Annotated in this window: 28 protein-coding genes; 12 read left to right on the top strand and 16 right to left on the bottom strand. The window is 72.1% G+C overall.

All coding sequences use genetic code 11. The features are described 5' to 3' along the window. Positions 1–79: 79 nt before the first annotated feature. The 14 genes from AB0H21_RS09540 to AB0H21_RS09475 all read right to left on the bottom strand — a co-directional run bounded on the left by AB0H21_RS09540 (position 80) and on the right by AB0H21_RS09475 (position 11,065). Complete coding sequence (locus tag AB0H21_RS09540) at positions 80–724, bottom strand: hypothetical protein (RefSeq protein WP_358513884.1); 645 nt, start codon at positions 722–724, stop codon at positions 80–82. 11 nt (positions 725–735) lie between these two features. Continuing rightward, complete coding sequence (locus AB0H21_RS09535; protein WP_358513882.1) at positions 736–1,542, bottom strand: hypothetical protein; 807 nt, start codon at positions 1,540–1,542, stop codon at positions 736–738. A 34-nt stretch (positions 1,543–1,576) separates the two neighbouring features. Continuing rightward, positions 1,577–2,671 carry a prolipoprotein diacylglyceryl transferase gene (gene lgt / locus AB0H21_RS09530; protein WP_358513880.1) on the bottom strand — a complete coding sequence of 365 codons (1,095 nt, stop codon included), beginning with the start codon at positions 2,669–2,671 and terminating at the stop codon, positions 1,577–1,579. 26 nt (positions 2,672–2,697) lie between these two features. Continuing rightward, complete coding sequence (locus tag AB0H21_RS09525) at positions 2,698–3,450, bottom strand: thioredoxin domain-containing protein (RefSeq protein ID WP_358513878.1); 753 nt, start codon at positions 3,448–3,450, stop codon at positions 2,698–2,700. 28 nt (positions 3,451–3,478) lie between these two features. Beyond that, the gene (locus tag AB0H21_RS09520) at positions 3,479–4,012 is read right to left on the bottom strand and encodes a MauE/DoxX family redox-associated membrane protein (RefSeq protein ID WP_358513876.1); all 534 of its coding nucleotides are present in this window, start codon (positions 4,010–4,012) and stop codon (positions 3,479–3,481) included. 234 nt (positions 4,013–4,246) lie between these two features. Continuing rightward, positions 4,247–5,041 carry a tryptophan synthase subunit alpha gene (trpA, locus tag AB0H21_RS09515; protein WP_358513874.1) on the bottom strand — a complete coding sequence of 265 codons (795 nt, stop codon included), beginning with the start codon at positions 5,039–5,041 and terminating at the stop codon, positions 4,247–4,249. Between the two features lie 33 nt (positions 5,042–5,074). Further along, a complete protein-coding gene (trpB, locus tag AB0H21_RS09510) occupies positions 5,075–6,295 on the bottom strand; it encodes a tryptophan synthase subunit beta (RefSeq protein ID WP_358514236.1) in 1,221 nt (406 codons plus the stop codon). Positions 6,296–6,312: 17 nt separating this feature from the next. Beyond that, entirely contained in the window at positions 6,313–7,137 is an 825-nt protein-coding gene (gene trpC, locus AB0H21_RS09505) for an indole-3-glycerol phosphate synthase TrpC (RefSeq protein ID WP_358513872.1), read from the bottom strand. Positions 7,138–7,355: 218 nt separating this feature from the next. Continuing rightward, positions 7,356–7,793 carry a DUF2752 domain-containing protein gene (locus tag AB0H21_RS09500; RefSeq protein ID WP_358513870.1) on the bottom strand — a complete coding sequence of 146 codons (438 nt, stop codon included), beginning with the start codon at positions 7,791–7,793 and terminating at the stop codon, positions 7,356–7,358. After that, positions 7,790–8,206 (bottom strand): CD225/dispanin family protein, encoded by a 417-nt coding sequence (locus AB0H21_RS09495; RefSeq protein WP_358513868.1) that lies wholly within the window; start codon positions 8,204–8,206, stop codon positions 7,790–7,792. Before AB0H21_RS09495 ends, AB0H21_RS09500 begins: the two co-directional genes overlap by 4 nt. A gap of 326 nt (positions 8,207–8,532) precedes the next feature. Next, a complete protein-coding gene (locus AB0H21_RS09490) occupies positions 8,533–9,204 on the bottom strand; it encodes a TIGR02234 family membrane protein (RefSeq protein ID WP_358513866.1) in 672 nt (223 codons plus the stop codon). A gap of 34 nt (positions 9,205–9,238) precedes the next feature. Continuing rightward, the gene (gene hisI, locus AB0H21_RS09485) at positions 9,239–9,583 is read right to left on the bottom strand and encodes a phosphoribosyl-AMP cyclohydrolase (RefSeq protein ID WP_358513864.1); all 345 of its coding nucleotides are present in this window, start codon (positions 9,581–9,583) and stop codon (positions 9,239–9,241) included. Next, positions 9,573–10,346, bottom strand: a complete 774-nt coding sequence (locus AB0H21_RS09480) for a cache domain-containing protein (RefSeq protein WP_358513862.1) — start codon at positions 10,344–10,346, stop codon at positions 9,573–9,575. Before AB0H21_RS09480 ends, hisI begins: the two co-directional genes overlap by 11 nt. After that, positions 10,343–11,065, bottom strand: coding sequence for an FCD domain-containing protein (locus AB0H21_RS09475; RefSeq protein ID WP_358513860.1), 723 nt, complete (start codon positions 11,063–11,065; stop codon positions 10,343–10,345). Before AB0H21_RS09475 ends, AB0H21_RS09480 begins: the two co-directional genes overlap by 4 nt. A 108-nt stretch (positions 11,066–11,173) precedes the next feature. On the opposite strand from AB0H21_RS09475, the gene AB0H21_RS09470 reads away from it, so the two are divergent. The 12 genes from AB0H21_RS09470 to AB0H21_RS09415 all read left to right on the top strand — a co-directional run bounded on the left by AB0H21_RS09470 (position 11,174) and on the right by AB0H21_RS09415 (position 21,869). Continuing rightward, positions 11,174–12,211 carry an ABC transporter ATP-binding protein gene (locus tag AB0H21_RS09470; protein ID WP_358513858.1) on the top strand — a complete coding sequence of 346 codons (1,038 nt, stop codon included), beginning with the start codon at positions 11,174–11,176 and terminating at the stop codon, positions 12,209–12,211. Between the two features lie 46 nt (positions 12,212–12,257). After that, positions 12,258–13,469 carry an ABC transporter substrate-binding protein gene (locus tag AB0H21_RS09465; RefSeq protein ID WP_358513856.1) on the top strand — a complete coding sequence of 404 codons (1,212 nt, stop codon included), beginning with the start codon at positions 12,258–12,260 and terminating at the stop codon, positions 13,467–13,469. Next, the gene (locus AB0H21_RS09460) at positions 13,466–14,347 is read left to right on the top strand and encodes an ABC transporter permease (protein ID WP_358513854.1); all 882 of its coding nucleotides are present in this window, start codon (positions 13,466–13,468) and stop codon (positions 14,345–14,347) included. Before AB0H21_RS09465 ends, AB0H21_RS09460 begins: the two co-directional genes overlap by 4 nt. Before the next feature lie 25 nt (positions 14,348–14,372). Next, positions 14,373–15,179 carry an ABC transporter permease gene (locus AB0H21_RS09455; RefSeq protein ID WP_358513852.1) on the top strand — a complete coding sequence of 269 codons (807 nt, stop codon included), beginning with the start codon at positions 14,373–14,375 and terminating at the stop codon, positions 15,177–15,179. A 105-nt stretch (positions 15,180–15,284) separates the two neighbouring features. Next, positions 15,285–16,133 (top strand): helix-turn-helix transcriptional regulator, encoded by an 849-nt coding sequence (locus AB0H21_RS09450; protein WP_358513850.1) that lies wholly within the window; start codon positions 15,285–15,287, stop codon positions 16,131–16,133. 162 nt (positions 16,134–16,295) lie between these two features. Then, the gene (locus AB0H21_RS09445) at positions 16,296–16,637 is read left to right on the top strand and encodes a hypothetical protein (RefSeq protein WP_358513848.1); all 342 of its coding nucleotides are present in this window, start codon (positions 16,296–16,298) and stop codon (positions 16,635–16,637) included. A gap of 29 nt (positions 16,638–16,666) precedes the next feature. Next, complete coding sequence (locus AB0H21_RS09440; RefSeq protein WP_358513846.1) at positions 16,667–16,972, top strand: hypothetical protein; 306 nt, start codon at positions 16,667–16,669, stop codon at positions 16,970–16,972. A gap of 148 nt (positions 16,973–17,120) precedes the next feature. Next, complete coding sequence (locus AB0H21_RS09435) at positions 17,121–18,290, top strand: LLM class flavin-dependent oxidoreductase (protein WP_358513844.1); 1,170 nt, start codon at positions 17,121–17,123, stop codon at positions 18,288–18,290. 144 nt (positions 18,291–18,434) lie between these two features. Next, positions 18,435–19,487 (top strand): amino acid ABC transporter permease, encoded by a 1,053-nt coding sequence (locus AB0H21_RS09430; protein WP_358513842.1) that lies wholly within the window; start codon positions 18,435–18,437, stop codon positions 19,485–19,487. Between the two features lie 8 nt (positions 19,488–19,495). Continuing rightward, positions 19,496–20,248, top strand: coding sequence for an amino acid ABC transporter ATP-binding protein (locus AB0H21_RS09425; RefSeq protein WP_358514234.1), 753 nt, complete (start codon positions 19,496–19,498; stop codon positions 20,246–20,248). A gap of 35 nt (positions 20,249–20,283) precedes the next feature. Next, positions 20,284–21,303, top strand: a complete 1,020-nt coding sequence (locus tag AB0H21_RS09420) for an ABC transporter substrate-binding protein (protein WP_358513840.1) — start codon at positions 20,284–20,286, stop codon at positions 21,301–21,303. A gap of 11 nt (positions 21,304–21,314) precedes the next feature. Then, the gene (locus AB0H21_RS09415) at positions 21,315–21,869 is read left to right on the top strand and encodes a GNAT family N-acetyltransferase (protein ID WP_358513838.1); all 555 of its coding nucleotides are present in this window, start codon (positions 21,315–21,317) and stop codon (positions 21,867–21,869) included. On the opposite strand, the gene AB0H21_RS09410 is transcribed toward AB0H21_RS09415, so the two are convergent. Both AB0H21_RS09410 and AB0H21_RS09405 read right to left on the bottom strand, forming a co-directional pair. Next, positions 21,833–23,605: an ABC transporter ATP-binding protein gene (locus tag AB0H21_RS09410; RefSeq protein ID WP_358513837.1), complete on the bottom strand. Its 1,773-nt coding sequence runs from the start codon at positions 23,603–23,605 to the stop codon at positions 21,833–21,835. The two genes, AB0H21_RS09415 and AB0H21_RS09410, sit on opposite strands and share 37 nt — an antisense overlap. Then, a complete protein-coding gene (locus AB0H21_RS09405; protein ID WP_358514232.1) occupies positions 23,602–25,392 on the bottom strand; it encodes an ABC transporter ATP-binding protein in 1,791 nt (596 codons plus the stop codon). The genes AB0H21_RS09410 and AB0H21_RS09405 overlap by 4 nt, the downstream gene beginning before the upstream one ends. Positions 25,393–25,515 lie beyond the last annotated feature (123 nt).

Here is a 25,515-nt window from a genome sequence, read left to right as displayed (position 1 = left end):
CAGGTCGTTATTCCAGATCGACACGTACTCAAACACTCCGGAGTCGGTCAGGGACCGGTCAAATTCGCCGGGCGCGCGCTCAGCCCGCCGCCAGGACCCGTGCCTGCGCGAACGCGCCGAGCCCGTCCAGCGCGAGCTGCGGGAAGGTGAGATCGGCGCCGGCGACGTCCCCGACCGGGCCTGCCCAGTTGACGACCACGAAATGGCCGAGAGCACGGACCTCCGCGCGGCTGCGCGCGGCGTCGAACGCCTGCTGACCGGGCGCGAGGCGCAGGAAGCCGCCGCCGCGCCGGGGGTCGAGCGCCGCCACGAGCCGGTCGGCGGAGGCGCCGTCGGCCATGTCGAACACGGCGTACTGGCCGGACACGCCGCCGCCGGAGGCCGCGAAGCCGGCGCGCGCCACCCGGGCGCACCCCGAGGCCGCGGCCTTCACCGCGCTCCCCCACAGCGCCTCGGCGCAGTCGTCCGAGACCGCGACCTCGCGGCGTTCCATGGTCACGCCCTGCGCGGCCGGGCTCGGCGAGGCCCCGAAGACCTCCTGGCCGGTCAGCGGGCGCGGGTCCAGGCGGCGGGTCGCGATGGGCGCGTACAACGCGGACGTCGGCTCGCCCCGGAAGAACGCGGGGTTCGGGCCCGTCTCCGGCCGCGTGGTCACGTAGAGGCCCACGCCCGCGGCGGCGAGCACGCCGGCGACCGCGACGACGATCAGCGTACGGCTTGGCACGGCAGCCGACCTTATCCGGCCGGGAGCGGCGGCGGCCCGCCGACGGAGACGACGCGGCGGTAGATGGCCTTCTCGGCCCCCCGGGCGGCGAGGGTCAGCGACACGAAATCGTCCTTCGGCCCCGGATCGCGGCCGTCGACCCGGCCGACCCAGACGAACCCGGCGTAGTGCCCCATGGCGTGCCCGCTGCCCTCGGTGTACCCGTCGCCGGAGAACACCGCCGTCTTGGACTCCAGCGGACGCACCCACCCGCCGCCGCGGTACAGCGTCGACATGGCCTGCACGAACCCGTCGGCGGCCTCCGAGCTCGCCAGGTTGAACAGGGTGTACTGGGCGACGTACCGGCGGTCGGCGCTGAGGTAGACGCCGCGGACGGCCTGGGTGCAGCCGGCCTTCCCCAGCTCGGCCAGCACGCTGCCGCCCCAGACGACCGGCGCGCAGGCGTCGTCCAGGCGGTGGTCCAGCAGACGCAGCGTCAGCGCGCCGCTCTTCAACGTCTTGGCCCCGAAGACCTCCTCGGCCTTCAGCGGAGACGCGTCGGCCTCGCGGCCGCCGATGGGGGCGAACAGCTTGGGCGAGGCCCACGCCTGGTAATCGTCCGGATGGGGAAGTCCGATCAGGTCGCCCGAGCTCGGCTCGGGCGACTGATCGCGGATGCCCAGCGTGCTGACCACGAGCGTCAGCCCGAACCCGCCCACGAGCACGGCCAGCACCGTGCCGACGGCGATCAGCACGCGCTGCTGCCGCCGCGTCAGCCCGCGCTCGGCCAGGGCCGGGACCTCGAACGAGGAGCGGCGTCTCTTGCTGCGGGCGCTCACAGGCGGCCGGCTCCCCCCGAGGAGCGGCCTGGAGTCATCGCGAATTCGCCTCCGAGTCCGACGCCGCGGACGCAGGGCCGGCCTCGGCCTTGGCGGCGGGCCCGGCCTCCGGGGACGCGTCCTTCGCCTCGCCGGGCTCGGCGCCCGTGCTCTTCCCGGCGTCGCCGTCGGCCTGCGGCGGGGACGGATCGCGGGCGATCTCCTGCGCGTCGGCCTGGCCTGCGTCGTGCGACGGGTCGGCCGCGGCCGTCTCGTGCGCGTCGGCCTGGTCCGCGCCATGCGCGGGATCGGCGGACAGGAGGTCGCCGGAGTGCGGGACCACGATCTCTTCGGTGGTCTTGTCCCTGGTCAGCCAGAAGTAGAGCAGCGCGCCGGCGAACAGCAGCAGGGCGGTCCACTGGTTGAGCCGCATGCCGAGGACGTGGTGCGCGGGGTCGACCCGGAGGCCCTCGACCCAGAACCGGCCCAAGGTGTAGCCCGCGACGTACAGCGCGAACAGCCGGCCGTGCCGCAGCGTGAACCGCCGGCCCAGCAGGACCAGCGCGCCCGCGAGGATCAGGTTCCACAGCGACTCGTACAGGAACGTCGGGTGGTAGGTGGACACGCCCGCGACCGTGCCGTCGCGGCCCGGGTCGATCTCCAGGCCCCACGGCAGGTCGGTGGGACCGCCGAACAGCTCCTGGTTGAAGTAGTTGCCCCAGCGGCCGATGGCCTGCGCCACCGCGATGCCGGGGGCGCAGACGTCGGCGACCGCCGACAGCGAGATGCCTCGCCTACGGCAGGCGATCCACACGCCGACGGCGCCGAGCGCGATGGCGCCCCAGATGCCGAGGCCGCCGTGCCAGATGTACAGGACGTCGATGGGCCGGTTGGGCGCGTCCGCACCGAAGTACAACTGCCAGTCGGTGATGACGTGGTACAACCGGCCGCCGACCAGGCCGAACGGGACGGCCCAGACGGCGAGGTCGGTGATCGTGCCAGGCTCGCCGCCGCGGGCACGCCAGCGGCGCTCGCCGATCCAGACGGCGGCGATGACGCCGAGCACGATGCAGAAAGCGTAGGCCCGCAGAGGGATCGGTCCGAGGTACCAGACCCCTTCGGGCGGGCTGGGAATGGAGGCCAGGGGCATGTCAGGTGACGTTACCGGTTTCGTGCCTACTTCGCGGCATCAAGAATGGCCTGGCGAAGTGAAGCGGGGCTGAACGAGACGTTGTTGTCGACGACCTTGCCGTCGAGCCGCAGCGTGGGCGTGCCCTCCGGGACGAGCTTCGCGTCCAGGATCTGCTTGCTGTAGGCGGCCTGGGCCTCGGTGTTCTTCTGGCTGCGCACGCAGGACTCGAAGCCCGGGTCGGTGACCCCGGCCTCCTTGCCCCACTTCACCAGGTCGTCGAGCGAGAACCCGGACTTCGTCTCCGGCGGCTGCTCCTTGAAGAGGCGGTCGTGGAAGGCGATCCACTGGTCGCCGTTCGTGATACAGCGCGCGGCCGAGGATGCGCGCATGGTGTTCCCGTGCGCGGGCTCCTGCTCGAAGATGTTGATCGGGTGGTAGACGACCTTGACCTGGCCCGCCGCCGCCATGTTCTTCACCGTGGCCGAACTGACCTGCTCGAACGCCTGACAGGCCGGGCACTGGAAGTCCTCGTAGATGTCCAGGACCGGCTTGGTGACGCCCGGCTTGGCCATGACGACCGAGCCGTCCGGCTGGATGGTGACCGGGGCGAGCGCGCCGGTGACGGTCTCCGACTTCCCGGACTGGACGTACCACCACCCGCCGCCGACGACGGCGAGCAGCACGACCACCACGGCGGCGACGGTGGCGAGGCGGCGGCGCTGCTGCTGCCTGGCCTCCTGCTCGCGCTGCGTCTTGATCCGCTCGCGGGCGGAGACCTCCCGCGCGGCCTTACCCATTAGAACTCCTCCCTCGTTCCGGCCTCAGTCAGGCCGGGCTCAATCCGGGTTCTCCGCCCTCCGGCCCGTCGCCGCCCGTGTCCGGGGCGATCCCGAGAGCCGAGTCGAGCGCGAACCGGCCCGGGGGCCGCCAGGCGATCCAGGCGCCGAGCAGGAACAGCCCGGCGTCACGGAGGATCTCCCACAGGTAGTTCGGATCCTGCGCGGCTCCGAGCTTCCCGCCGCCGCCGAAGCAGCCGCAGTCGATGCGCAGGCCCCGCGCCCACGCCGACGCGATGCCGACCACGAAGGCCAGCATGAGCAGCGCGGAGACGGCGCCCGCCCAGCGCGTGAGCAGACCGACTACCAGCAACACCCCGACGACGATCTCGATGATCGGCAGGCCGTAGCCCACCGCGGTCGCGACCGAATCCGGCAGGAGCTCGTACGCCTTCACCGCCTGGATGGACAGGGCGGGCGTGCCGATCTTGAGCCCTCCGGCGGCGATGAGCACGCCGGCGACCACCAGCCGGGCGACGGTCGTCACCCAGGGTACCGCCGGATGCACGTAAAGCGACCTCATCGGCGCGACCTCTCTGAACTCAGCGAATCAACGTCTGGTATGCCCCGGGTGAAGCCGGCCGGGGAACGGCGGGCACGACGCGCCGCGGACCGGTCCGGTAACCGGCTTCACGCCGAAGGGTACCGGGCGACAAGCCCATCATGACGCCGATAAGAGCCCGGTAAGCGACGCCGGTCGCGTCGGGGCAGGGGACGTTGACCTCGGAAAACGACCGAAGAGGAAGAAGCGCGAAGATCAGGCGCGCACGCCCGCGGCGAGCTCGGCGGCGAGCTCGCGGACCGCCGACAGACCGGCGGCCTCGTCGGGGGCGTCGAGGAGGCGGCGGATGAACGCCGACCCGACGATGACGCCGTCGGCGTACCCGGCGACCTCGGCGGCCTGCGCCCCGGTGCCGACGCCGAGGCCCACGCACACGGGCAGGCCGGTGTGGGCGCGGGTGCGCTCGACCAGGCCCGAGGCGGCCACGCTCACGCTCGCACGCGCGCCTGTGACGCCCATCAGCGAGGCGGCGTAGACGAAGCCGGTGCAGCAGTCGGCCACGGCCTGGATGCGCTCGTCCGTGGAACTGGGGGCGACCAGGAAGACGGTGTCGATGCCGGCCTCGGCGCTGAAGCGGCGCCAGGGCCCGGCCTCCTCGGGCGTGAGGTCGGGGGTGATGGTGCCGACGCCGCCGGCGTTCGCGAGATCACGGGCGAAGCGCTCGGCGCCATAGCGGTCGATCGGGTTCCAGTAGGTCATGACCAGCACGGCGGCGCCGGTCTTGGCCACGCCCTCGACGGTGCGCATGACGTCGGCGATGCGGGTGCCGCCGGTGAGCGCGGTGTGGACGGCGGCCTGGATCGTGGGACCGTCCATGAGCGGGTCGGAGTAGGGCAGGCCGATCTCGATGACGTCGCAGCCGGCCTCCACCATCGCGGTCGCGGCGGCGATGGCGCCGTCCTTGGTGGGGAAGCCGGCCGGGAGGTACCCGACCAGGGCGGCCCGCTGGTCGGCCCGCGCCTTCTCGAACACCGTCTGAAGAGTCGTCATGTCAGAAGAGTCCCGCTCACAGGTTCTTGGGGCCTACAGGTTGAAGTACTTCATGGCGGTGCCCATGTCCTTGTCGCCGCGGCCCGAGAGGTTGACCAGGATGGTGGCCTCCGGGCCGAGCTCGCGACCGAGCTTGAGCGCGCCCGCGAGCGCGTGCGCCGACTCGATCGCCGGGATGATGCCCTCGGTGCGGGCGAGCAGGGAGAAGGCCGCCATGGCCTCGTCGTCGGTGACGCCGTGGTAGGTGGCGCGGCCGGAGTCCTTCAGCCAGGCGTGCTCGGGGCCGACGCCGGGGTAGTCCAGGCCCGCGGAGATCGAGTGCGACTCGATGGTCTGGCCCTCGTCGTCCTGCAGGACGTAGGTGCGGGCGCCGTGCAGGACGCCGATCGAGCCCTCGGTGAGGGTGAGGGCGTGCTCGCCGGACGCCAGGCCGTGCCCGCCGGCCTCGTAGCCGTGCAGGGCGACGCCCGGGTCGCCGATGAAGGCGTGGAAGATGCCGATGGCGTTGGACCCGCCGCCCACGGCCGCCGCCACCGCGTCGGGGAGCCGGCCGGTGAGCTCCAGGACCTGGCGCCGGGCCTCGACGCCGATGATGCGGGCGAAGTCGCGGACGATCTCGGGGAACGGGTGGGGCCCGGCGACGGTGCCGAACAGGTAGTGCGTGCTGTCGACGTTGGTGACCCAGTCGCGGAAGGCCTCGTTGATGGCGTCCTTGAGCGTGCGGCTGCCGTTGGCGACGGGGACGACCCGGGCGCCGAGCAGCTTCATGCGGGCGACGTTGAGCGCCTGGCGCTCGCAGTCGACCTCGCCCATGTAGATGACGCATTCGAGGCCGAGCAGCGCGCAGGCGGTGGCGGTGGCGACGCCGTGCTGGCCGGCACCGGTCTCGGCGATCACGCGGGTCTTGCCGAGGCGCCGGGTGAGCAGCGCCTGCCCGAGCACGTTGTTGATCTTGTGGGCACCCGTGTGCGTGAGGTCCTCGCGCTTGAGCAGGACGCGGGCGCCGCCGGCGGCCTCGCCGAACCTGCTCACCTCGGTGACGGCGGTGGGCCGCCCGGCGTAGGTGCGCAGCAGGTGGTCGAACTCGCGCAGGAAGGCGACGTCGGCCTTGGCGTCCTCGTAGGCCTTGGCGACCTCGTCCAGAGCGGGGATGAGCGCCTCGGGCACGAACCGGCCCCCGAACACCCCGAACCGGCCGCGGACGTCGGGATCGTTACCGGCCGCGCCGTTGCCGGCGAGGTCGGCCGCGGTGATCAGGGTGCCCTCTGTGCTCACTGCTGCCTCTCGGGTGGATTGTCGAATCGCGATGCGGGGTGCGCACCCGCGGTGACCAGGTCGACCACGGCGGCTCGCGGGTCCTTGCCGGTGACGAGGCTCTCGCCCACGAGGACGGCGTCGGCGCCGGCGCGGGCGTACGCCAGCAGGTCGTGCGGGCCGCGGACACCGGACTCGGCGATCTTGATCACGCCGTCCGGGATCTTGGGGGCCAGCCTGGCGAAGACGTCGCGGTCGACCTCCAGGGTCTTGAGGTCGCGCGCGTTGACGCCGATGATGCGCGCACCGGCGTCCAGAGCCCGGTCGAGCTCCTCTTCAGTATGCACCTCGACGAGCGGCGCGAGACCGATCGACTCGGCTCGTTCGATCAATGAGACCAAAGCGTTCTGATCGAGGGCGGCCACGATGAGCAGCGCGAGGTCGGCGCCGTGGGCGCGCGCCTCCCAGAGCTGGTAGGAGGTGACCACGAAGTCCTTGCGGAGGATGGGGATGTCGACCGCGGCGCGGACCGCCGCGAGGTCCTCCAGGCTGCCGCCGAAGCGCCGCCGCTCGGTCAGCACGCTGATGACGTGGGCGCCGCCCGCCTCGTAGTCGCCGGCGAGGGCCGCGGGATCGGCGATGGCGGCCAGGGCGCCCTTGGAGGGGCTCGACCGCTTGACCTCAGCGATCACCGACACCTTGTCGCCGCCGAGCGCGGCGTAGGCGTCCTTGGCGGCGGGCGCGCGCTTGGCGCGCTCCTGTAGGTCGGCCAGTGACACGTCCTTCTGCCGATCGGCGAGGTCGGCCCGCACGCCGTCCAGGATCTCGTCGAGCACGCTCACTTGATCTCCTCGCTTGGCTCGCTCACCCGATCAGGGTCCCCTCCGGTCGACTGCGCCGCGGGCAGAGGAGGCCCGGCCCCGTGACCGGCCGATCGCGGCCGATCACCCCGGTGGCCGCCATCCTCTCCCGACCTTGCCCTGCCGATGGTATCGGGCTTACCGCCGTCGGCTCGCCACAGGGTGGCGACTCTGAGGGCCTCGTGGCGCGGGTCTGGGGCTCACGGCGCCAGGAACGCACCGAAGGGCAGGTTTCTCACGATCCAGTAGACGATGATGACCGCGAGGAAGGCCCAGATGTACACCGGCCGCGCGGCCCGGGTGCGCACCGGCCGTCCCTGGTAGGCGCGGACGGCCCACCGTCCCCACCAGAACAGCAGGAACGGGACGGTCAGCACGGCGAGCGGGTTGAGGCCGAGCGCCGTCGGCAGGTCGCCGTGCGCCAGGGCGTGGATGGCGCGCAGCGAGCCGCATCCCGGGCAGTACAGCCCGGTCACGAACAGGAACGGGCAGGTCGGGTAGTGGCCCGCCTCGTTGGGGTCCACCGCTCCTACGTAGGCGACGACCGCCCCCGTGAGCGCCGCGACGCCGAGGGGCGCGAGCAGGGCCCGCGCTCCACCGGCGCCGCGACGCCCGGCGTGCGCCTGCCGCACGGTCATCCTCCGTACTGGGCGTTCTGGACGGCCTGGAAGAAGCTCAGCCCGACCGTGAACGACAGGATCAGGTAGAGCACCCAGACGCCGAGGCCGACGAACAGCGAGATCATCCACCACTTCTTGGCCTGCGCGGAGGCCTCCAGCGCGCCCTGGTAGTCACCGGCCTCGAACTTGCCGTTGACCTTGCCCGCGAAGTAGATCGCGGGGAGGCTGAAGGGGCCGCAGCAGAACAGGGTGGTGAGGATCGCGGGCAGAAGGTGGTTGTTCGGCGGCTCGGCGGCGTACGGCTGCTGGCCGTACCCGCCGGGACCGTACCCGCCCGGGGGAGGGCCACCGTACCCGCCGCCCTGAGGAGGGCCGCCGTACCCCCCGGGAGGGGGAGCGTCGTAGCCGCCGCCCTGCTGGCCGTAACTCATCGATGGTCTCCTTGCTGACGCGGGCCGGGCCTGGTGGCCGGCCGTGCTGGCCGTTCCGGTGCCGATGAACGCGAACGGCCCCGCCGGCGGGAGCGGCGGGACGACCCGCCCGGGCACGGTCGGACGGCCGGGCGCGTGGCCCTCCCGTCATCCCCCGTGCGCCTGGTTCCGGCGCGGGCGCGGCCGCTTCCCCCGGGACCATCCGGCGGCCTGCCGCGGCCCGTGCCCCACCCCCTGGGAGCCGTTCGGCGCGCATCGTGCGGCGGCAGCTTAGCGACGTGGACGGCGTCCTAGGAGCGAAGTCCAACTTTGTGGGCAGATCGTCACTAAAGTCGTCGATCTCGCCCGTCTGCGTCGCCCTCGGTCGGGTCGACGCCGCGGTCGAGCGCGTCCCACAGTGACCGCTCGACCGGCCGCCCAGCGCGGCCCTCGCTCGCGGGAGCAGAACCGCCGGAGCCGCGCCCCGGCCGGTCGTAGCGCTCGGACATGCCGGGCCAGCGCGCCCCCCGCGCGACGGCGAGGACGCCCGCCGCCAGCAGCAGGACTCCCCCGGCCACCGCCGCCGCGGGCCACGCCCAGGTGTGCGCGACGGCGGCGGTGGCCGCGCCGGTCACCGTGGTGCGCTCCTCGGCCAGCGAGACCAGCCGCGGGGAGGACGCCACCCCGCCCGCGACCGCCCCGGCCAGGGCCAGGCCGATCAGCCCGAGGACGGCGCCCACCAGCCCACGCCACACCCCCCGGGTCGCGAGCACGGCGACCACCGCGGCCAGCGCGGCGAGGGCCAGCGGGCTCAGCACAGGGACGATCTCGCCGCCGGTGAGCGGCACGGGCGCCGTGCGGGCAACCCCGGCGCCACCACCGAGGGCGACCGTGGCCCAGGTGCGCCCGGAGGAGGCCAGCGCAAGGACGGCTCCGGCCACGCCGAGCGCCAGCCAGGCGAGCAGCCCGCGCCGGGACCGGCCCTCCGGGGACGCCTCGGGGACGCGAGTGGCGGTCATCGCGCCCCACCCGCGGCCGTCGCCTGGCCCGTGCTCATGAGGAGACCGGCAGGACGTCGGCGTCGAAGCAGGTGCGGTCGCCGGTGTGGCAGGCGGCGCCGACCTGGTCGACCTTGAGCAGGATCGTGTCGCCGTCGCAGTCGAGCGCGACGTGCCTGACCCACTGGACGTGACCGGAGGTCTCGCCCTTCACCCAGTAGGAGCGGCGGCTGCGCGACCAGTAGGTGGCGCGGCCGGTGGTCAGCGTGCGGTGCAGCGCCTCGTCGTCCATCCAGGCCAGCATGAGCACCTCGCCGGTGTCGTGCTGCTGGACGACCGCGGGCACCAGGCCGCCGGGATCGCGCTTGAGACGGTCCGCGATCTTCGGATCAAGAGGCATGGTGCAATTCTGCCGCAACCAGCCGCAGGGGCAGGTCACCGCACGGATACGCGCGGAAACCAGCCTCGCCGCGGTACACCGAACCCGCCGGCCACCGGGCCGTGCTGGACGCCACGACACGCCCTGAGGCGTTGACCAGCAGCGCGGGCGCGGGGATCCCCCGCAGCACGGGGGCCAGCGTCCCCTCCAGCGACCGCACCAGGACGTCGGCCGCCGCGACGCCGCTGAAGGCCCCGCTCACCAGGACCGGGACCGCGAGGGTGAGGCTGTACTCGTCGGTGCACAGGTAGTCCACGTGGGGGCCGCAGACGGTGCGCTCGGCCCCCGAGCGGGGCCCGGCGAACCAGTCCCAGTGGGTGTAGTCGTAGAACGCGCTGCTCGCGGGGTCGAGGTCGCGCCTGAGCTGGACGGGGACGCCGCCGGGCCCGTTCTGCCACCACTCCAGGTACCAGGGCGCGTCCGCGAGCAGGGCGGGGGCGGCGATGAAGCCGATGCCCGCGATGAGCGCGCCGAGCCGCCCGGACAGCAGTGGCCGTAGCGCCGCCAGGTCGGCGCGCACCGGGTCGCGTCCCCGGCGCCGCGCCCGCGCGACGCACTCGGCGGCGGCCGCGCGGACCTCCTCCAGCGCGCGGAAGACGCCCTCTGCGGCGTCGCTGACCGCGAGGCGCGCGCGGTCGACGGCCGCCCCCGTCTCGTCCCCGGCCGCGACGGCCCCCGGGGCTCTGGTGTCGTTCCTGGCGTCGATCTCGTGGAACCCGTTCACGTCTCGAGGAGCCGCAGCTCGATGAGGTGCTCGACGGCGTCGAGCACATGCCGCTCGGCCAGCCCGCGCGCCTCGCCCGCGTCCCCTCGCTGGACGGCCGCGGCGATGGCGCGGTGCTCGGCCACCACCTCATCGTGCCTGGTGGCGCCCGAACGGGGAAGCCACAGCAGCGGTCCGATGTCGGCCTGTAACCGGATCTCCTCCTGGGTGAGTCGCGCGGACTGCGAGGCGGCGGCCACCTCGATGTGGAAGCGGCCCTCGACCCGCCCGCGCCGGGAGCCGGGCGCGGCGGCCATCTCGTCGATCGACCGCCACAGCGGCGCGAGGTCCTCGGGTAGGGAGCGCAGCGCGGCGAGGCGGGCGGCGGCGCCGGCGATGGCGGCGTAGTGGTCGCCGAGGTCGCGCAGCTCGCCGGCGGAGAACGCGCGAAGCCGGGCCTCGAACCCGCCGTCATAGGAGTCGGGGGGCACGCGGACGAAGCTGCCGCCTCCCCTGCCGCGGCGCGTCTCGACGAGCCGGCGCCCGCGCAGGGCCGTCAGGGCCTCGCGCAGGGTGACGGTGGAGACGCCGAGCCGCCCGGCGAGCTCGGCCTCGCTGGGCAGCTGCTCGCCGTCGGCCAGCAGCCCGAGGGCGATGGCGCCTTCGAGGCGGCGCACGACGGCGTCCACTCGGGCCGTGCTGTCGACCGGGGCGAACACGGCCCGCAGAGCGGTGTTCATGCCCGCCCGCTCCCCCTTCGCTGGGATTCGTGTGGTTCGCGGTGGTTTATCACAGTGATATCTGTTCGTGCATCGGCGTGAAACATTTAACCCCATAGGTTTTCCGTCATGCCAGATCAGAACGTGGCGGTACGGCTGCGCGGCCTGCGCAAGAGCTTCGGCTCCGTCGAGGCCGTCGCCGGCGTCGACCTCGACATCGCCGACGGCGAGTTCTTCGCCATGCTCGGCCCGTCGGGGTCGGGCAAGACCACCGTCCTGCGCATGGTCGCGGGCTTCGAGTCCCCCACCGCGGGCACGGTCGAGCTCGGCGGGCGCGACGTGACCCGCCTGGCCCCGTTCGAGCGCGACGTCAACACCGTCTTCCAGGACTACGCGCTGTTCCCGCACATGAGCGTCCGGGAGAACGTGGAGTACGGCCTGCGGGTGAAGAAGGTCCCGAAGGGCGAGCGGCGCGAGCGCGCGGACGAGGCGCTGCGGTCGGTCCGGCTGACGGGGTTCGAGAAGCGCAGGCCCGCGCAGCTCTCCGGCGGGCAGCGCCAGCGCGTCGCCCTGGCCCGCGCCCTGGTCAACCGGCCGCGCGTACTGCTGCTGGACGAACCGCTCGGCGCCCTGGACCTCAAGCTGCGCGAGGAGATGCAGGTCGAGCTGAAGGAACTGCAGCGCCGGGTCGGCATCACCTTCCTGTTCGTCACCCACGACCAGGAGGAGGCGCTGACGATGAGCGACCGCGTCGCCGTCTTCGACCAGGGGCGGATCGAGCAGGTGGGCACGCCCGCCGAGGTGTACGAGCGCCCCTCGACCGTGTTCGTGGCCGGGTTCGTCGGCACGTCCAACCTCATCTCCGGCGAGGCCGCCGAGGCCGTGCTCGGCAGGCCGGGCACCTTCAGCGTGCGCCCGGAGAAGCTGCGCCTGGCGCTCGACCCGGACGCGCCCGTGGGCGACGGCGACCACAGCGCCACCGGCCAGATCGCCGAGGTGGTGTACGCGGGCGCGGCCACCCGCTTCGTCGTCGACCTGGACGCCGGGCCCCGGCTCGTCGTCCTGCAGCAGAACCTCCAGGTCTCCTCCATGGAGGTGACCGGCCTGCGCGGGCGCCGCGTCCGCCTCGTGTGGGACCGCCGCCACGAGTTCCCCGTCGCCTCCTGATCCGCGCCCTCACACTCCCCGCCTCACACCACACATAGGAGACAGCATGCGGTCCACGCGACTTGTGATCGTCACCGCCGCGCTGGCCCTGGCGGCCGCCGCCTGCGGCGGCGGATCCGCCGGCGGCTCGTCCGGCGCCACCGCCGCCCCCGGCCAGAGCGGCTTCACCCCGCCCAAGCTCTCGGCGCCGTCGAGCCTCGGGACGCCCGAGGGTCAGGTCAACCTGGTCGCCTGGGCCGGGTACGCCGAGGACGGCTCCAACGACCCCAAGGTGGACTGGGTCCACCCGTTCGAGCAGGCCAGCGGCTGCAAGGTGAACACCAAGACCGCCGGCACCTCCGACGAGATGTTCAGTTTGATGAAGACCGGCGAGTACGACGCCGTGTCCGCCTCGGGCGACGCCTCGCTGCGCCTGATCGCCTCGGGCACGGTGGCGCCGGTCAACACCGATCTCGTGCCGAACTACAAGAACGTCTTCGACGGCCTGAAGATGAAGCCCTGGAACTCCGTCAACGGGGTGTCCTACGGCGTGCCGCACGGCCGGGGCGCCAACCTGCTCATGTGGCGCACCGACAAGGTGACCCCGGCGCCGGACTCCTGGGGCGTGGTGTTCGACCCGGCCTCGCCGTACAAGGGCCACCTGACGGCCTACGACTCGCCCATCTACATCGCCGACGCCGCGCTGTACCTCATGGCGACCAAGCCCGACCTCGGCATCAAGGACCCGTACGCGCTGGACGACACGCAGTTCCAGGCGGCGGTCGACCTGCTGAAGCAGCAGAAGCAGAACATCGGCGAGTACTGGTCGGACTACACCAAGGCGGTCCAGGCGTTCAAGAGCGGCGACACCGTGGCGGGCACGACCTGGCAGGTCATCGCCAACCTGGTGAAGGCGGACAAGGCGCCCGTCGAGGCGATCCTGCCCAAGGAGGGCGCCACCGGCTGGTCGGACACCTGGATGGTCGCCGCCGAGGCCAAGCACCCGAACTGCGCGTACAAGTGGCTGGACTGGATCATCTCGCCGAAGGCCAACGCCCAGGTCGCCGAGTGGTTCGGCGAGGCGCCCTCCAACAAAGATGCGTGCGCGCTGACGGCCGACAAGAACTTCTGCGACACCTTCCACGCCACCGACGAGGCGTACTTCGACAAGGTGCGCTACTGGACCACGCCGATCGCCCAGTGCCTGGACGGCCGCACGGACGTCACGTGCAAGGACTACGCGGATTGGACCCGGGCCTGGACGGAGATCAAGGGGTGAGCACCGCCGCCGCGTCCCCGCCGGGGCCTTCCCGGCGGGCGGGCCTCCGCCGCGGGCTCGCCGCGGCGCTGCACCGGCACGCGGGGGCGCGGCTGGCGCTCCTGCTGTCGGCGCCGCTCGCCTGGCTGGGCGTCGCCTACCTGGGCGCGCTGGCCGCGCTGCTGGTCACCGCGTTCTGGTCCACCGATTCCTTCACCGGCGAGCTGGTCAGGACGTTCACGTGGGCCAACTTCCGCGACGTGCTCACCGTCGAGGTCTACCGGACGGTCGCGCTGCGTTCGCTTCTCGTGGCCGTGGCCGTGACGCTCATCGACGTGGTCATCGCCTTCCCGATGGCGTTCGCGATGGCGAAGCTGGCCTCACGGCGCGCCCAGCGGTGGCTGGTCATCGCGGTGCTGACCCCGCTGTGGGCGTCCTACCTGGTCAAGGCGTACGCCTGGCGGGTGATGCTGTCGTCCGACGGCCTGCTCGGCTGGGGGTACGGGCTGCCGGCGACGATCGCGACGCTGGCGTACCTGTGGCTGCCGTACATGATCCTGCCTATCTACGCGGGGCTGGAGCGCCTGCCGGACTCGCTGCTGGACGCGGCCGGCGACCTCGGCGCGCGGGGCGCGCGGACGTTCCGCACAGTGGTGTGGCCGCTGACGTTCCCCGCCGTTGTGGCGGGCTCGGTGTTCACCTTCTCGCTGTCGCTCGGCGACTACATCGCCGTGAAGATCGTCGGTGGGAAGAGCCAGCTCATCGGCAACGTGGTGTACGACAACATCGGCGCCGCGGGCAACCTGCCGTTCGCGGCGGCCGTGGCGACCGTCCCCGTCCTGATCATGCTCGTGTACCTGGCGGCGGTGCGCCGCACCGGGGCCCTGGAAAACCTGTGACCCCCGCCCGCCCCCGGAGGCCCTCGTGAACCTGTCCCGCCCCGCGCGGCTGGCGCTGCGCCTCGCCCTGGTACTCGGCCTCGGCGTGATCTACGTGCCGCTCGGCGTCGTGCTGCTGAACAGCTTCAACTCCGACCGGACCTTCGCCTGGCCGCCGGCCGGGTTCACCACCCGGTGGTGGAGCGCCGCCTGGAACTCCGCGGGCGTGCGCGACGCGCTGTGGACCTCGATCCAGGCGGGCCTCGGCGCGACCGCCATCGCGCTGGTGCTCGGCACGATGGCGGCGTTCGCGGTGCAGCGCTACCGGTTCTTCGGCCGCGACACCGTCTCGCTGCTCATCGTGCTGCCGATCGCGCTGCCGGGCATCGTCACCGGCATCGCGCTCAACAACGCGTTCCGCACGATCCTGGAGCCGTTCGGCGTCGGCCTCGGGCTGTTCACGGTGATCGTCGGCCACGCGACGTTCTGCGTGGTGACCGTGCACAACAACGTGCTGGCGCGGCTGCGGCGCATGGGCGCCGGCGCCGAGGAGGCCTCCGCCGACCTCGGGGCGGACACCTTCACGACCTTCCGCCTGGTGACCTTCCCGATGATGCGCTCGGCGCTGCTGGCGGGCGGGCTGCTGGCGTTCGCGCTGTCGTTCGACGAGATCATCGTGACCACGTTCACGGCGGGGGCGGGGGTGAAGACGCTGCCGATCTGGATCTTCGAGAACCTGTTCCGTCCCAACCAGGCGCCGGTGGTCAACGTCGTCGCGGCGGCGCTGATCGTGCTCTCGGTGGTCCCGATCTATCTGGCGCAGCGTCTCTCGGGCACCGCGAGCACCCACTGACCTCAGCCGCTCCAAGCAACATCGCGCAACATATGGGGATAAGAGGAAAACCTCACGCTACGGTCTGGATTGTCAGCTAACACACGCATCCCAAGAGGTGCCCCTATGCCCTCACCGCGCATAACGGAGGCGAAAGGAATACTCGCCGCGCGACTCCGCGAGATACGCAACGAAGCCAGCCTGACCGGACGGACGCTGGCGTCCCAGGCGGGCTGGCACTACTCCAAGGTGTCCAAGATCGAGCACGCGGCGCAGATGCCGAACGAGAACGACATCCGGTTGTGGTGCCGGGTCTGCGACGCCGAGGAGTACGTCGTCGACCTCATCGCGGCCGTCCGCAACATCGACTCCATGTACACCGAGTGGCGGCGGCTCGAGGCCACCGGGCTGCGGCACGTCCAGGAGTCGTTCCAGCCGCTCTACCGCGAGACCCAGCAGTTCCGGGTGTTCCAGCACTCCGCGGTGCCGGGCCTGCTCCAGACCCCCGGGTACGCCCGCGCCCACCTGCGCACCGTCATCGAGTTCCGCGGCATCCCCGACGACCTGGAGGAGGCCGTCGGCGTCCGCCTGCGGCACCAGGAGGTGCTCACTGCGGGCGGCAAGCGGTTCATGTTCATCGTCGGGGAGCAGGCGCTGCGCACGCCGGTGTGCGGCCCCGAGGAGATGGCCGCGCAGCTCGCGCGCCTGGCGGACCTGACGATCAACATGCCGCAACTCAGCTTCGGCGTGATTCCGGCACGCGGCCGTCCGTCCTTGATGCCGCCCGAAAATTTCTGGATATATGACGATAATCAGGTGCGCGTCGATGCCATCCCCGGCCAGTTCCGGATCAAAACCCCCACCGACGTGGCGCTGTACGAACGCGCCTTCGCGACCCTCGCCGAGGCCGCCGTCTATGGTCAGGCGGCCCGCGACCTGATCAACGCGGTGGCCGGTGAATTGAGAGAAACATGAAGCAACATCGTTGATCTCGCGCGCGCCCGGAGCCTAGCCTCGCATCGAACTCCGTTCCGAACTCTGGACGACCTCAGTCGCGGCGCGGGACTCCCGGCCCGCATCGCACACCCCCCAAGGACGAGCCAGGCGCGGATCGCCGTGCCGGTGAGGAGCCACCTCGTGCCCGCCCTCCACGTCGAAGCGGCCGCGCTGGTCTGCAGGCGTCCCTCGGCGGACGTCCGGCGGATCGCCGAGGAGCTCCAGGCGTCGCTCGCCCGCCATGAGATCCCCGCCTACATCTACTACCTGGAGGACGGCCAGGCCGCCGTCTCCCTGTGGCAGGGGCTGCTCGCCCGGATCGACGGCCGCATCATCTGGTGGACGAGCCCGCATCCGAGCCGCAGGGGCGGCGCCCTACGGACCTTCGCGGTCTCCCCCGCCACCGCGGCCGCCCGGCTGGCGGACCACTACGCGACGCTGCGCGAGAAGTACGTCCCCCGGCTCTACGCCCACCCCGAGTGACAGTTCCGAGTGACAGTAGGGAGTCCCTCATGACGAGCATCGGCGAGGTCGCCGGCGCCGCCACGGCCGTCACGGCCGTCGCGCACCTGCAGGCGCTCGGCGACTCGCTCCAGGCTCGCGGCCTGCACGCGCGTGTCGGAGAGACCAGCGGGGGCATCCCGCAGCTGATCGTGGTCAGCACGGCGGTCCCGACGCTGTCGGAGGTCGTGTTCGCCGCCCAGGGCGAGGGCACCTGGTGGTTCTGGTGGCCGTGGGCCGAGCGCATCGCCCCGGTCCATGAGCTGCCCACCGCGGTCGCGCGCGTCTGTGGGGTGCTCACCCCGCCGCGGGCCTGACGGGACGGGCGCCGGCATGGCGCCCGTTTTCGTGTGAGTAAAACCTACTAAACAAGTAGGTCTTGACGGGAAATCCTCCTCTGTGCTGGAGTGGAGCACGCGCGCCCCTCGTACGTCCACGGCCGGCCCGGCCAGAAAGGTTTCCACCATGCCCGTCGAGTTTCTCGGAATCGGTGGCACGCACGACGGATCGGAGACCACACACCGATCCGGCCCGTCCTTCGACAAGCAGTACACGCTCAGGCTCGCCCGCGCCCACCAGGAGTACGGGTGGGACCGGGTGCTGTTCGCCTACGGGTCCGGCGCGCCCGATCCCGCCCAGGCCGCCGCGTACGTCGCGAGCCGCGTCGAAGACCTGCAGATCCTGCTCGCCCACCGACCCAACGTCTCTTACCCGACCTTCGCCCTGAAGACCTTCGCCACCCTCGACCAGATCAGCGACGGCCGCCTGACCGTGCACTTCATCACCGGCGGCACCGACCACGAGCAGCAACGCGAGGGCGACTTCCTCACCAAGGACGAGCGGTACTCCCGGACCCGCGAGTACATCCAGATCGTCAAGAAGGGCTGGACCTCGCGCACGCCCTTCGACCACGAGGGCGAGCACTACCGCTTCAACGACTTCGTCTCCGACGTCTTCCCCGCCCAGCGGCCGAGGCCCCGGGTGTCGTTCGGCGGCTCCTCCCCCGCCGCGTACCGGGCGGGCGGCTCCGAGGCGGACATCTTCTGCCTGTGGGGCGAGCCGCTGGCCCAGACCGCCGAGCAGATCGAGTCGGTGAAGCGGGCCGCCAAGGACGCCGGCCGCGAGGACGTGCCGAGGATCCAGGTCGCCTTCCGTCCCATCATCGCCCCGACCGAGGAGCTGGCCTGGGAGAAGGCGTACCGCACGCTGTCCCTGATCAAGGCGCGCCGGCAGAACGGCACGATCGTCCGGGGCAACCATCCCTTGCACACGCCGGAGAACACCGGATCGCAACGCCTGATCGCCATCGCCGAGCAGGGCGAGCGCTTCGACCGCGCCCTGTGGACGCCCACCGCCGCCGCCACCGGGGGCGCGGGCAACTCGAACGCCCTGGTGGGCACCCCGGAGACGGTCGCCCAGGCACTGCTGGACTACTACGACCTCGGGGTGGAGATCCTCTCCGCGCGCGGGTACGACCTGCTCGACGACGCCATCGACTTCGGGCGGCACGTCATCCCCCTGGTGCGCGAGGAGGTCGCCAAGCGCGACGCCGCCAAGCGCGAGGCCGCCGAGGAAGAGCGGCGGCGCGCGGCCACCCCGCCCGGAGCCCGGTCCGCCGGCCTGTCCGCCGTCTGAGAGCGAGCCGCGTTCCCCATGTCCGTACCCCCGAAGCCCGCGCCGTCCGGCACAGCGCCATCTAACACAGCGCTGTCCAACACAGCGCCGTCCAACACAGCGCCGTCCGGCAGCGCGCCGTCCCCGTCCGCCTCCCCCGAGGCCGTGCCCCGCGATATCGTGCCGGCCGAAACCCCGCCCTCCGCGATCGCGCCGACCGAAACCCGGCGGGCCGAAACACCCACGACCGGAACGGATCCATCCGAAACCCCGCCGGTCGCCGCCCCCGAGGACACGCCGGGCGAGGCGCTGAAGGTCGTCACCGCCCGGCATCCCGGGCGCCTGGCGGCGGCGGCCGGCGTGCTGGTGCTGCTCGCCATGGCGGCCAGCGCCCTGATCACCAACACCGCGTGGGACTGGCCGGTCGTGGGCGAGTACCTGTTCGCGCCCTCCATCCTGCGGGCGGTGGCGTTCACGCTGCAGCTGACCGCGCTCGGCATCGTGCTCGGCTTCGTGATCGGCACGGTGGTCGCCCTCATGCGGCTGTCCACGAACCCGCTGCTCAGCTCGGTCGCCTGGGGCTACACGTGGCTGTTCCGCTCGGTGCCGCTGATCCTGCAGCTGCTGTTCTGGTACAACCTGGCGCTGCTGTACAAGCAGATCTCGTTCGGCGTGCCGTTCGGCCCGTCGTTCTTCTCGATCGGCACGATGGACCTGATCGGCCCGGTCACGGCGGCGGCCATCGGCCTCGCCCTCCACCAGGGCGCCTACGCCGCCGAGATCGTGCGAGCCGGGTTCCTGTCGGTGGACCACGGCCAGCTCGAGGCCGCCGCGGCGCTCGGCATCCCCCGCACGCGGCAGATCTTCAAGATCATATTGCCGCAGGCGATGCGGACGATCATCCCGACCGCGGGCAACGAGATCATCGGCCTGGTCAAGGGCACCTCGGTCGTGTACATCATGGCGCTGCCGGAGCTCTTCTACCAGGCGCAGGTCATCTACAACCGCAGCGGGCGCGTCATCGCGCTGCTGCTGGTCGCGGCGATCTGGTACCTCATCCTGACCACGGTGCTGTCGATCGCGCAGTACTACCTGGAGCGGCACTACGCCAAGGGTTCCAGCAGGCGCCTGCCCGAGACGCCGCTCGGACGCCTGCGCCGGGCGTTCGCCGAGCGCGCCGCCGCCCCCGTCGGCGAGACCTCGGGGAGGACGCCGTGACCCGGCCGATGGTGGAGCTGCGCGGCGTGCACAAGCGGTTCGGCACGCTGGAGGTCCTGCGCGACGTGAGCCTGCGGGTCGACCCCGGCGAGGTGACCGTGATCATGGGCCCCTCCGGCTCCGGCAAGTCCACCCTGCTGCGCAGCGTCAACCACCTGGAGAAGGTGGACCGCGGCTCGGTCCTCATCGACGGCGAGCTCGTCGGCTACCGCCGCGCCGGGAACCGCCTGCACGAGCTGCCCGAGCGGGAGATCCTGCGCAGGCGCGCGCGCATCGGCTTCGTGTTCCAGAACTTCAACCTGTTCCCGCACCTCACCGTCCGCCAGAACGTCACCGAGGCGCCGGTGTCGGCGCGGCGCCGTCCCCGGGCCGAGGTGGAGGAGCTGGCCACGCGGCTGCTCGACCGCGTGGGCCTGGCCGACAAGGCGGACGAGTACCCGCGCCGCCTGTCCGGGGGCCAGCAGCAGCGCGTCGCCATCGCGCGGGCGCTAGCCCTGGAGCCGAAGGTCGTGCTGTTCGACGAGCCGACCTCCGCGCTGGACCCCGAACTGGTGGGCGAGGTGCTGGACGTCATGAAGGACCTCGCCCGCAGCGGCACGACCATGATCGTCGTCACCCACGAGGTCGGCTTCGCCCGCGAGGTCGCCGACACCGTCGTCTTCATGGACGCGGGCCGCGTCGTCGAGCAGGGGACGCCCGGCCAGGTGCTGGACGCCCCCCGGCACGAGCGCACCCGCGCCTTCCTGAGCAAAGTGCTCTGACCCCTTTCGGTACCTTCGATAAAGGAACGAACGCAATGGCATCACTCCCCCGTACGGTCCGTCATGCCCACCGCCGTGTGGCCGCGCTCGGCCTGCTCGCGCTGCTGGCCACGGCCTGCGGTCAGGGCTCGGCCACCGGCGGGGACGCCCCCGCCGCCGCCCCGGTCAACGCCTCCGACGCCGCGGCCACCGCCCCGCTGAAGATCAACACCAGCCCGGAGCAGAACCGCGTCCGGGCGGACAAGGCGGAGGACGTCGCCGCGAAGGTGCCCGAGGCCATCCGCGCCCGCGGCGAGTTGATCGTCGGGATCACCGGGGACGGCACCCCGCCGCTGTCCTTCCTCGCCGACGACGACAGCACCGTGATCGGCGTCGAGTCCGACATCGCCCAGCTCGTCGCCGACGTGCTCGGCCTGAAACTGCGGCTGGACCGCACCTCGTGGGAGAACCTCTTTCTCGCGGTGAAGTCGGGCAAGGACGACGTCGGGTTCTCCAACATCACGGTCACCGAGGAACGCAAGGACATCTACGACTTCGCGACCTACCGCGTCGACCAGCTCGCCTGGGAGGTCGCCAAGGACGGGAAGGTCACCAAGATCGCGCAGCCGTCGGACATCGCGGGGCTGAAGGTGTCGGTCGGCTCGGGCACCAACCAGGAGAAGATCCTGCTGGACTGGGACGAGCAGAACAAGAAGGCCGGTCTCACCCCCATCGAGGTGCAGTACTACCAGCGGCCCGCCGACTACTACCTGGCCCTGAAGTCCGGCCGCATCGACGCCTACTTCGGCCCGAACCCGACCTCGGCATACCATGCGGCGGTGAGCGGGGACACCAAGATCGTCGGGACGCTGTCCGGCGCCGGCGAGTCCCTGCAGGGCCTCATCGCCGCCATGACCCAGAAGGGCAACGGGCTCGTCCAGCCCGTCTCCGAGGCGCTGAACACCGTGATCAAGAACGGGAAGTACGCCGAGGTGCTCAAGCGCTGGGGACTGTCGAACGAGGCCATCCCGACCTCGCAGGTCAACCCCCCGGGCCTGCCACGCCAGAAGAAGTGAGCCCCCGCCGCATGACCCACGACGCCGCCACGCCGCCCGCCGCCACGGAGACGATCGAGATCCGCCAGGTGGAGGTGCGCGACCCCGCCGCCGCGCCCCTGCTGGCCGGCCTCCACCTGGAGTACCACACCAGGTACGGGCCGAACGACGAGCTCGGCCGCTACCCCGACGCCGAGTTCGCCCCGCCGGGCGGCGCGTTCCTGATCCTGGTCGAGCGCGGCGTGACGGTGGCCGGGGGCGCGTTCCGCCGGTACGACGCCGTGACGGCCGAGCTCAAGCGGATCTGGACCCACTCCGGCCACCGCAGGCGGGGGCTCGGGCTGCTGGTCGTGCGGGCGCTGGAGGAGGAGGCGGCCCGCCGGGGTTACCGGCGCGTCCACCTGACGACCGGCCCCCGCCAGCCGGAGGCCGCCGGGCTGTACCTGCGCGCCGGGTACCGGCCGCTGCACGACCTGTCCGTCCCCGTCGAGACGCTGGACCACCTGATCTTCGAGAAGGACCTCCCGGCGGGCGGCGGCCGGGAGGCGGGTCAGGACGTGTGGGCGCCGGAGGTCCAGGACGCGTAGAGGTCGGCGTACACGCCGTCCTCGCGCAGCAGCTCCTCGTGCGGGCCCCGCTGGACGACGCGGCCGTGCTCGAACACCAGCACCTCGTCGGCCGCCTCGGCGGTGGACAGGCGGTGGGCGATCGACACGGCCGTGCGTCCGCGCGTGACCCCGTCCAGGGCGCGGGCGATGCGCACCTCGGTGGCCGGGTCGACGGCGGAGGTCGCCTCGTCGAGCAGCAGCAGGTCGGGGTCGGCCAGGTAGGCGCGGGCCAGGGCGACGAGCTGGCGCTCGCCCGCCGACAGCGACTCGCCGCGCTGGCCGACCGGAGTCTCCAGCCCGGCAGGCAGGCCCTCCAGCCAGTCGGTGAGGCCGAGCTCGGTGAGGGCGAGCGTGATCTCGGCGTCGGTGGCCGAGGGACGTCCGTAGCGGATGTTGTCGGCCAGCGAGCCGTCGAACAGGAAACCGTCCTGCGGCACCATGACGATCCGCTCGCGCAGCGACGAGAAGCGCACCTTGCGCAGGTCCACGCCGTCGACCAGGACGCGGCCATCGGTCGGGTCCATGAGCCGGGTGAGCAGCTTGGCGAACGTGGTCTTGCCCGACCCGGTCTCGCCGACCACCGCGACGCGCGTACGAGGCGTGAGCTCGACGCTCACGTCGTGCAGCACGGGCGGGCCGCCGGGGTAGGCGAAGCCGACGTTCTGGAAGGTGACCGTGATCGCGCCGCGCGGCAGGACGACGCCCGCCGCGCCGGGATCGGCCACGTCCGCCGGGGTGTCCAGCACGCCGAGGACGCGGCGCCAGCCCGCAATGGCGTTCTGCGCGTCGTTCAGCACTTCGGTGGCGGTCTGCAGCGGGCTGATGAACAGCGTGATCAGGAACAGGAAGGCGATCAGCTTCCCGGGCGAGATCGTCCCGCCGACGCCGAGGTGGACGCCGAGCACCACCACGCCCGCGATGGCGACCGCGCCCACCAACTCGGTGATCGGGAACGTGGTCGCGACGATCTTCTGGGCCCGGGTCTGCGCCTTCCGGTGCGCGTCCACCGCCGTGTCGATCCGCCGCGCGGTCCGCTCCTCCGAGCCGTACGCGCGGATCACCGCGCTGCCGACCACCGTCTCGCTGACCGCGGCCAGCATGTCCCCGGTGCGCTCGCGGACCTCGGTGTAGGCGCGGGCCACCCAGCGCTGGAACCGCGGCAGCGCGATCACCAGCGGCACGAAGCAGGCCCAGACGAGCAGGGCGAGTTGCCAGGAGTAGACGGACATCAGCACGCTCGCGATGAGCAACTGACCTAGCGAGACGATGACCATCAGGCCACCCCACTGCATGAACGTGCTGATCTGGTCGACGTCGCCGGTGACCCGGGAGACCAGCGCGCCGCGCCGCTCGGTGTTCTGCGTGAGCACCGACAGGTCGTGGACGTGCCGGAATGCCTTGCCTCTGAGCGAGGCCAGGCCGGACTCGGTCGAGCGGTACAGCCGGACGTTCATCAGGTAGCCGCACACCGCGGTCAGCATCACGGCGACGGCGCACAGCACGACGGCGTTCCTGATGAACGGCAGGTCGGGCGTCGTACCCTTCAGCCCGCGGTCGATGACCTGCTGAATCGCGATGGGAACGATGATCTTGCCGACCGTGGCGAGCACGGCCAGCGTCAGCGTCACCGGCAGCCCGACCTTGAACTCCGGCGACAGCGCGAACCCGCGCCGGAACGTCGCCAGCGCCGAGCGCTCGTTCACCGACAGCGTCATGCCACGATCTCCTCACCGGCGTCCAGCGCCCCGCGCTCGGCCTCCTCACGTTCGTAGGCCGTCACCAGGTTGCGGTATCCCTTGCAGCGGCCGAGGAGCGCGTTGTGGGTGCCGCGGTCGGCGACCCGTCCACGTTCGAGGTAGACCACCTCGTCCGCCAGCGCGATCGTCGCCATGCGGTAGGCCACCACGATCACCGTCGACTCCGGCGACCCCTCGCGCAGGCCGAACAGGATCCGTCCCTCGACCTGCGCGTCCACGCTGGAGGTGGCGTCGTCCAGGATGAGCAGCCGCGGATCGCGCACCAGGGCCCGGGCGAGCGCGAGCCGCTGCCGCTGGCCGCCCGACAGGGTCGCGCCGCGCTCGCCGACCCGAGTGTCGATGCCCTTGGGCAGCGCGCTGACGAACCCCTCGGCCTGGGCCAGCCGCAGCGCCGCCCAGATCTTCTCGTCCGGCACGGCGTGATCGCCGTCGTCCCCGAGGGTCAGGTTGCCGCGGACGGTGTCGTCGAACAGGAACGTCTGCTGCGGGACCAGCGAGACGGCGGAGCTGAGCCGGCCCGGCGCGATGTCGCGCAGGTCGACGCCGTCCACGCGGACGGAGCCGTCGTCGGGGTCGATCAGCCGGACCAGCAGCTGGGTCAGCGTGGACTTGCCCGACCCGGTGGGCCCGACGATCGCGACGGTCCGGCCGGGCCGCACGTCGAAGCCGACCCCGGACAGCACCGGCGCGTCCCGGGTGTAGCCGTAGGTCAGATCGCGCACCTCCACCCGGGCGGGGCCAGTACCGGGCAGGAGCTCTCCGCCGTACTCCATCGAGCCGGTCGCGTCCAGCACGGCGCGCACCCGCGTCCAGCCCACGACGCTGCGCGGCAGCTCGGCCAGCACCCAGCCGAGCGCGCGCACCGGGAAGGCCAGGAGCGTGAACAGGTAGGACACCTGGATCAGCTCGCCCGCCGACACGGCGCCCGCCTGAAGCCGAACGGACCCGAACAGCAGCACGGCCAGCACGCCCAGCGTGGGCAGCGCCTCCAGCAGGGGGTCGAACAGGCCGCGCACGCGCCCGACGGCGATGTTGGCGTCCCGCAGCCGGTCGGCCCCGGCCTGGAAGCGGGCGGCCTCGGTGTCCTCCCGGCCCAGGGTCTTGACGACCAGCGCGCCGTCGAAGCTCTCGTGCGCGATCTCGCTGACCTCGGCGCGGACCTGCTGCGAGCGCATCATCAGGGGCGACAGGCGGCGCTGGTAGACGAAGTTCAATCCGGCGATGGCGGGGAAGATCAGGAAGCCGACGATGGCGAGCATCGGGTCCACCAGCAGGATCGCGACCGCGGCGGTGACCAGCATGACGACCACGCCGACGGCCATGGGCAGCGGCGCGAGCGGCGCCCAGGCCGCCTCGACGTCGGAGCTCGCGTTCGACAGCAACTGGCCGGTCGGGTGGCGGTGGTGCCAGGCGAGGGGAAGCCGCAGGTACTGGCGGGTGACGGCGCGCCGCGAGCGGGCCTGCATGCGGTACTGCATGATGCCCGCGAGCGCCCTGCGCCCGATCACGCCCGCCGCCTTCAGGACGGCCACGCCGACGATCAGCAGGGCCGCGATGAGCAGGGCCCCGGTGCTCGCCTTCCCGTCGCGGAAGGCCGGGAGCACGGCGTCCTCCGTGGCCCGGCCGAGCGCCCACGACGAGCCGACCGTCATGATCCCATAGACGGAGCTGGCGAGCACAGCGCCCGCGAATACGCGCGGTTCCGTCCTGATGGCGTGGCCGAGGACACGGAATCCCTGGCGCATGACGGTCGGGTTGGAGTCGCGCTCGCTCGGCACGCCGGGGGTCCTCTCGAACGGGGGCCGTCTGGGGAAGACGGGGGCTTTCACACAGCTTCGACGTAGGGCGTTGGGAGTTGCCTGCCTAAA

The organism is Sphaerisporangium sp. NPDC051011, assembly GCF_040653595.1.
Lineage (GTDB): Bacteria > Actinomycetota > Actinomycetes > Streptosporangiales > Streptosporangiaceae > Sphaerisporangium.
This window is presented reverse-complemented; position numbering and strand designations above follow the sequence as displayed.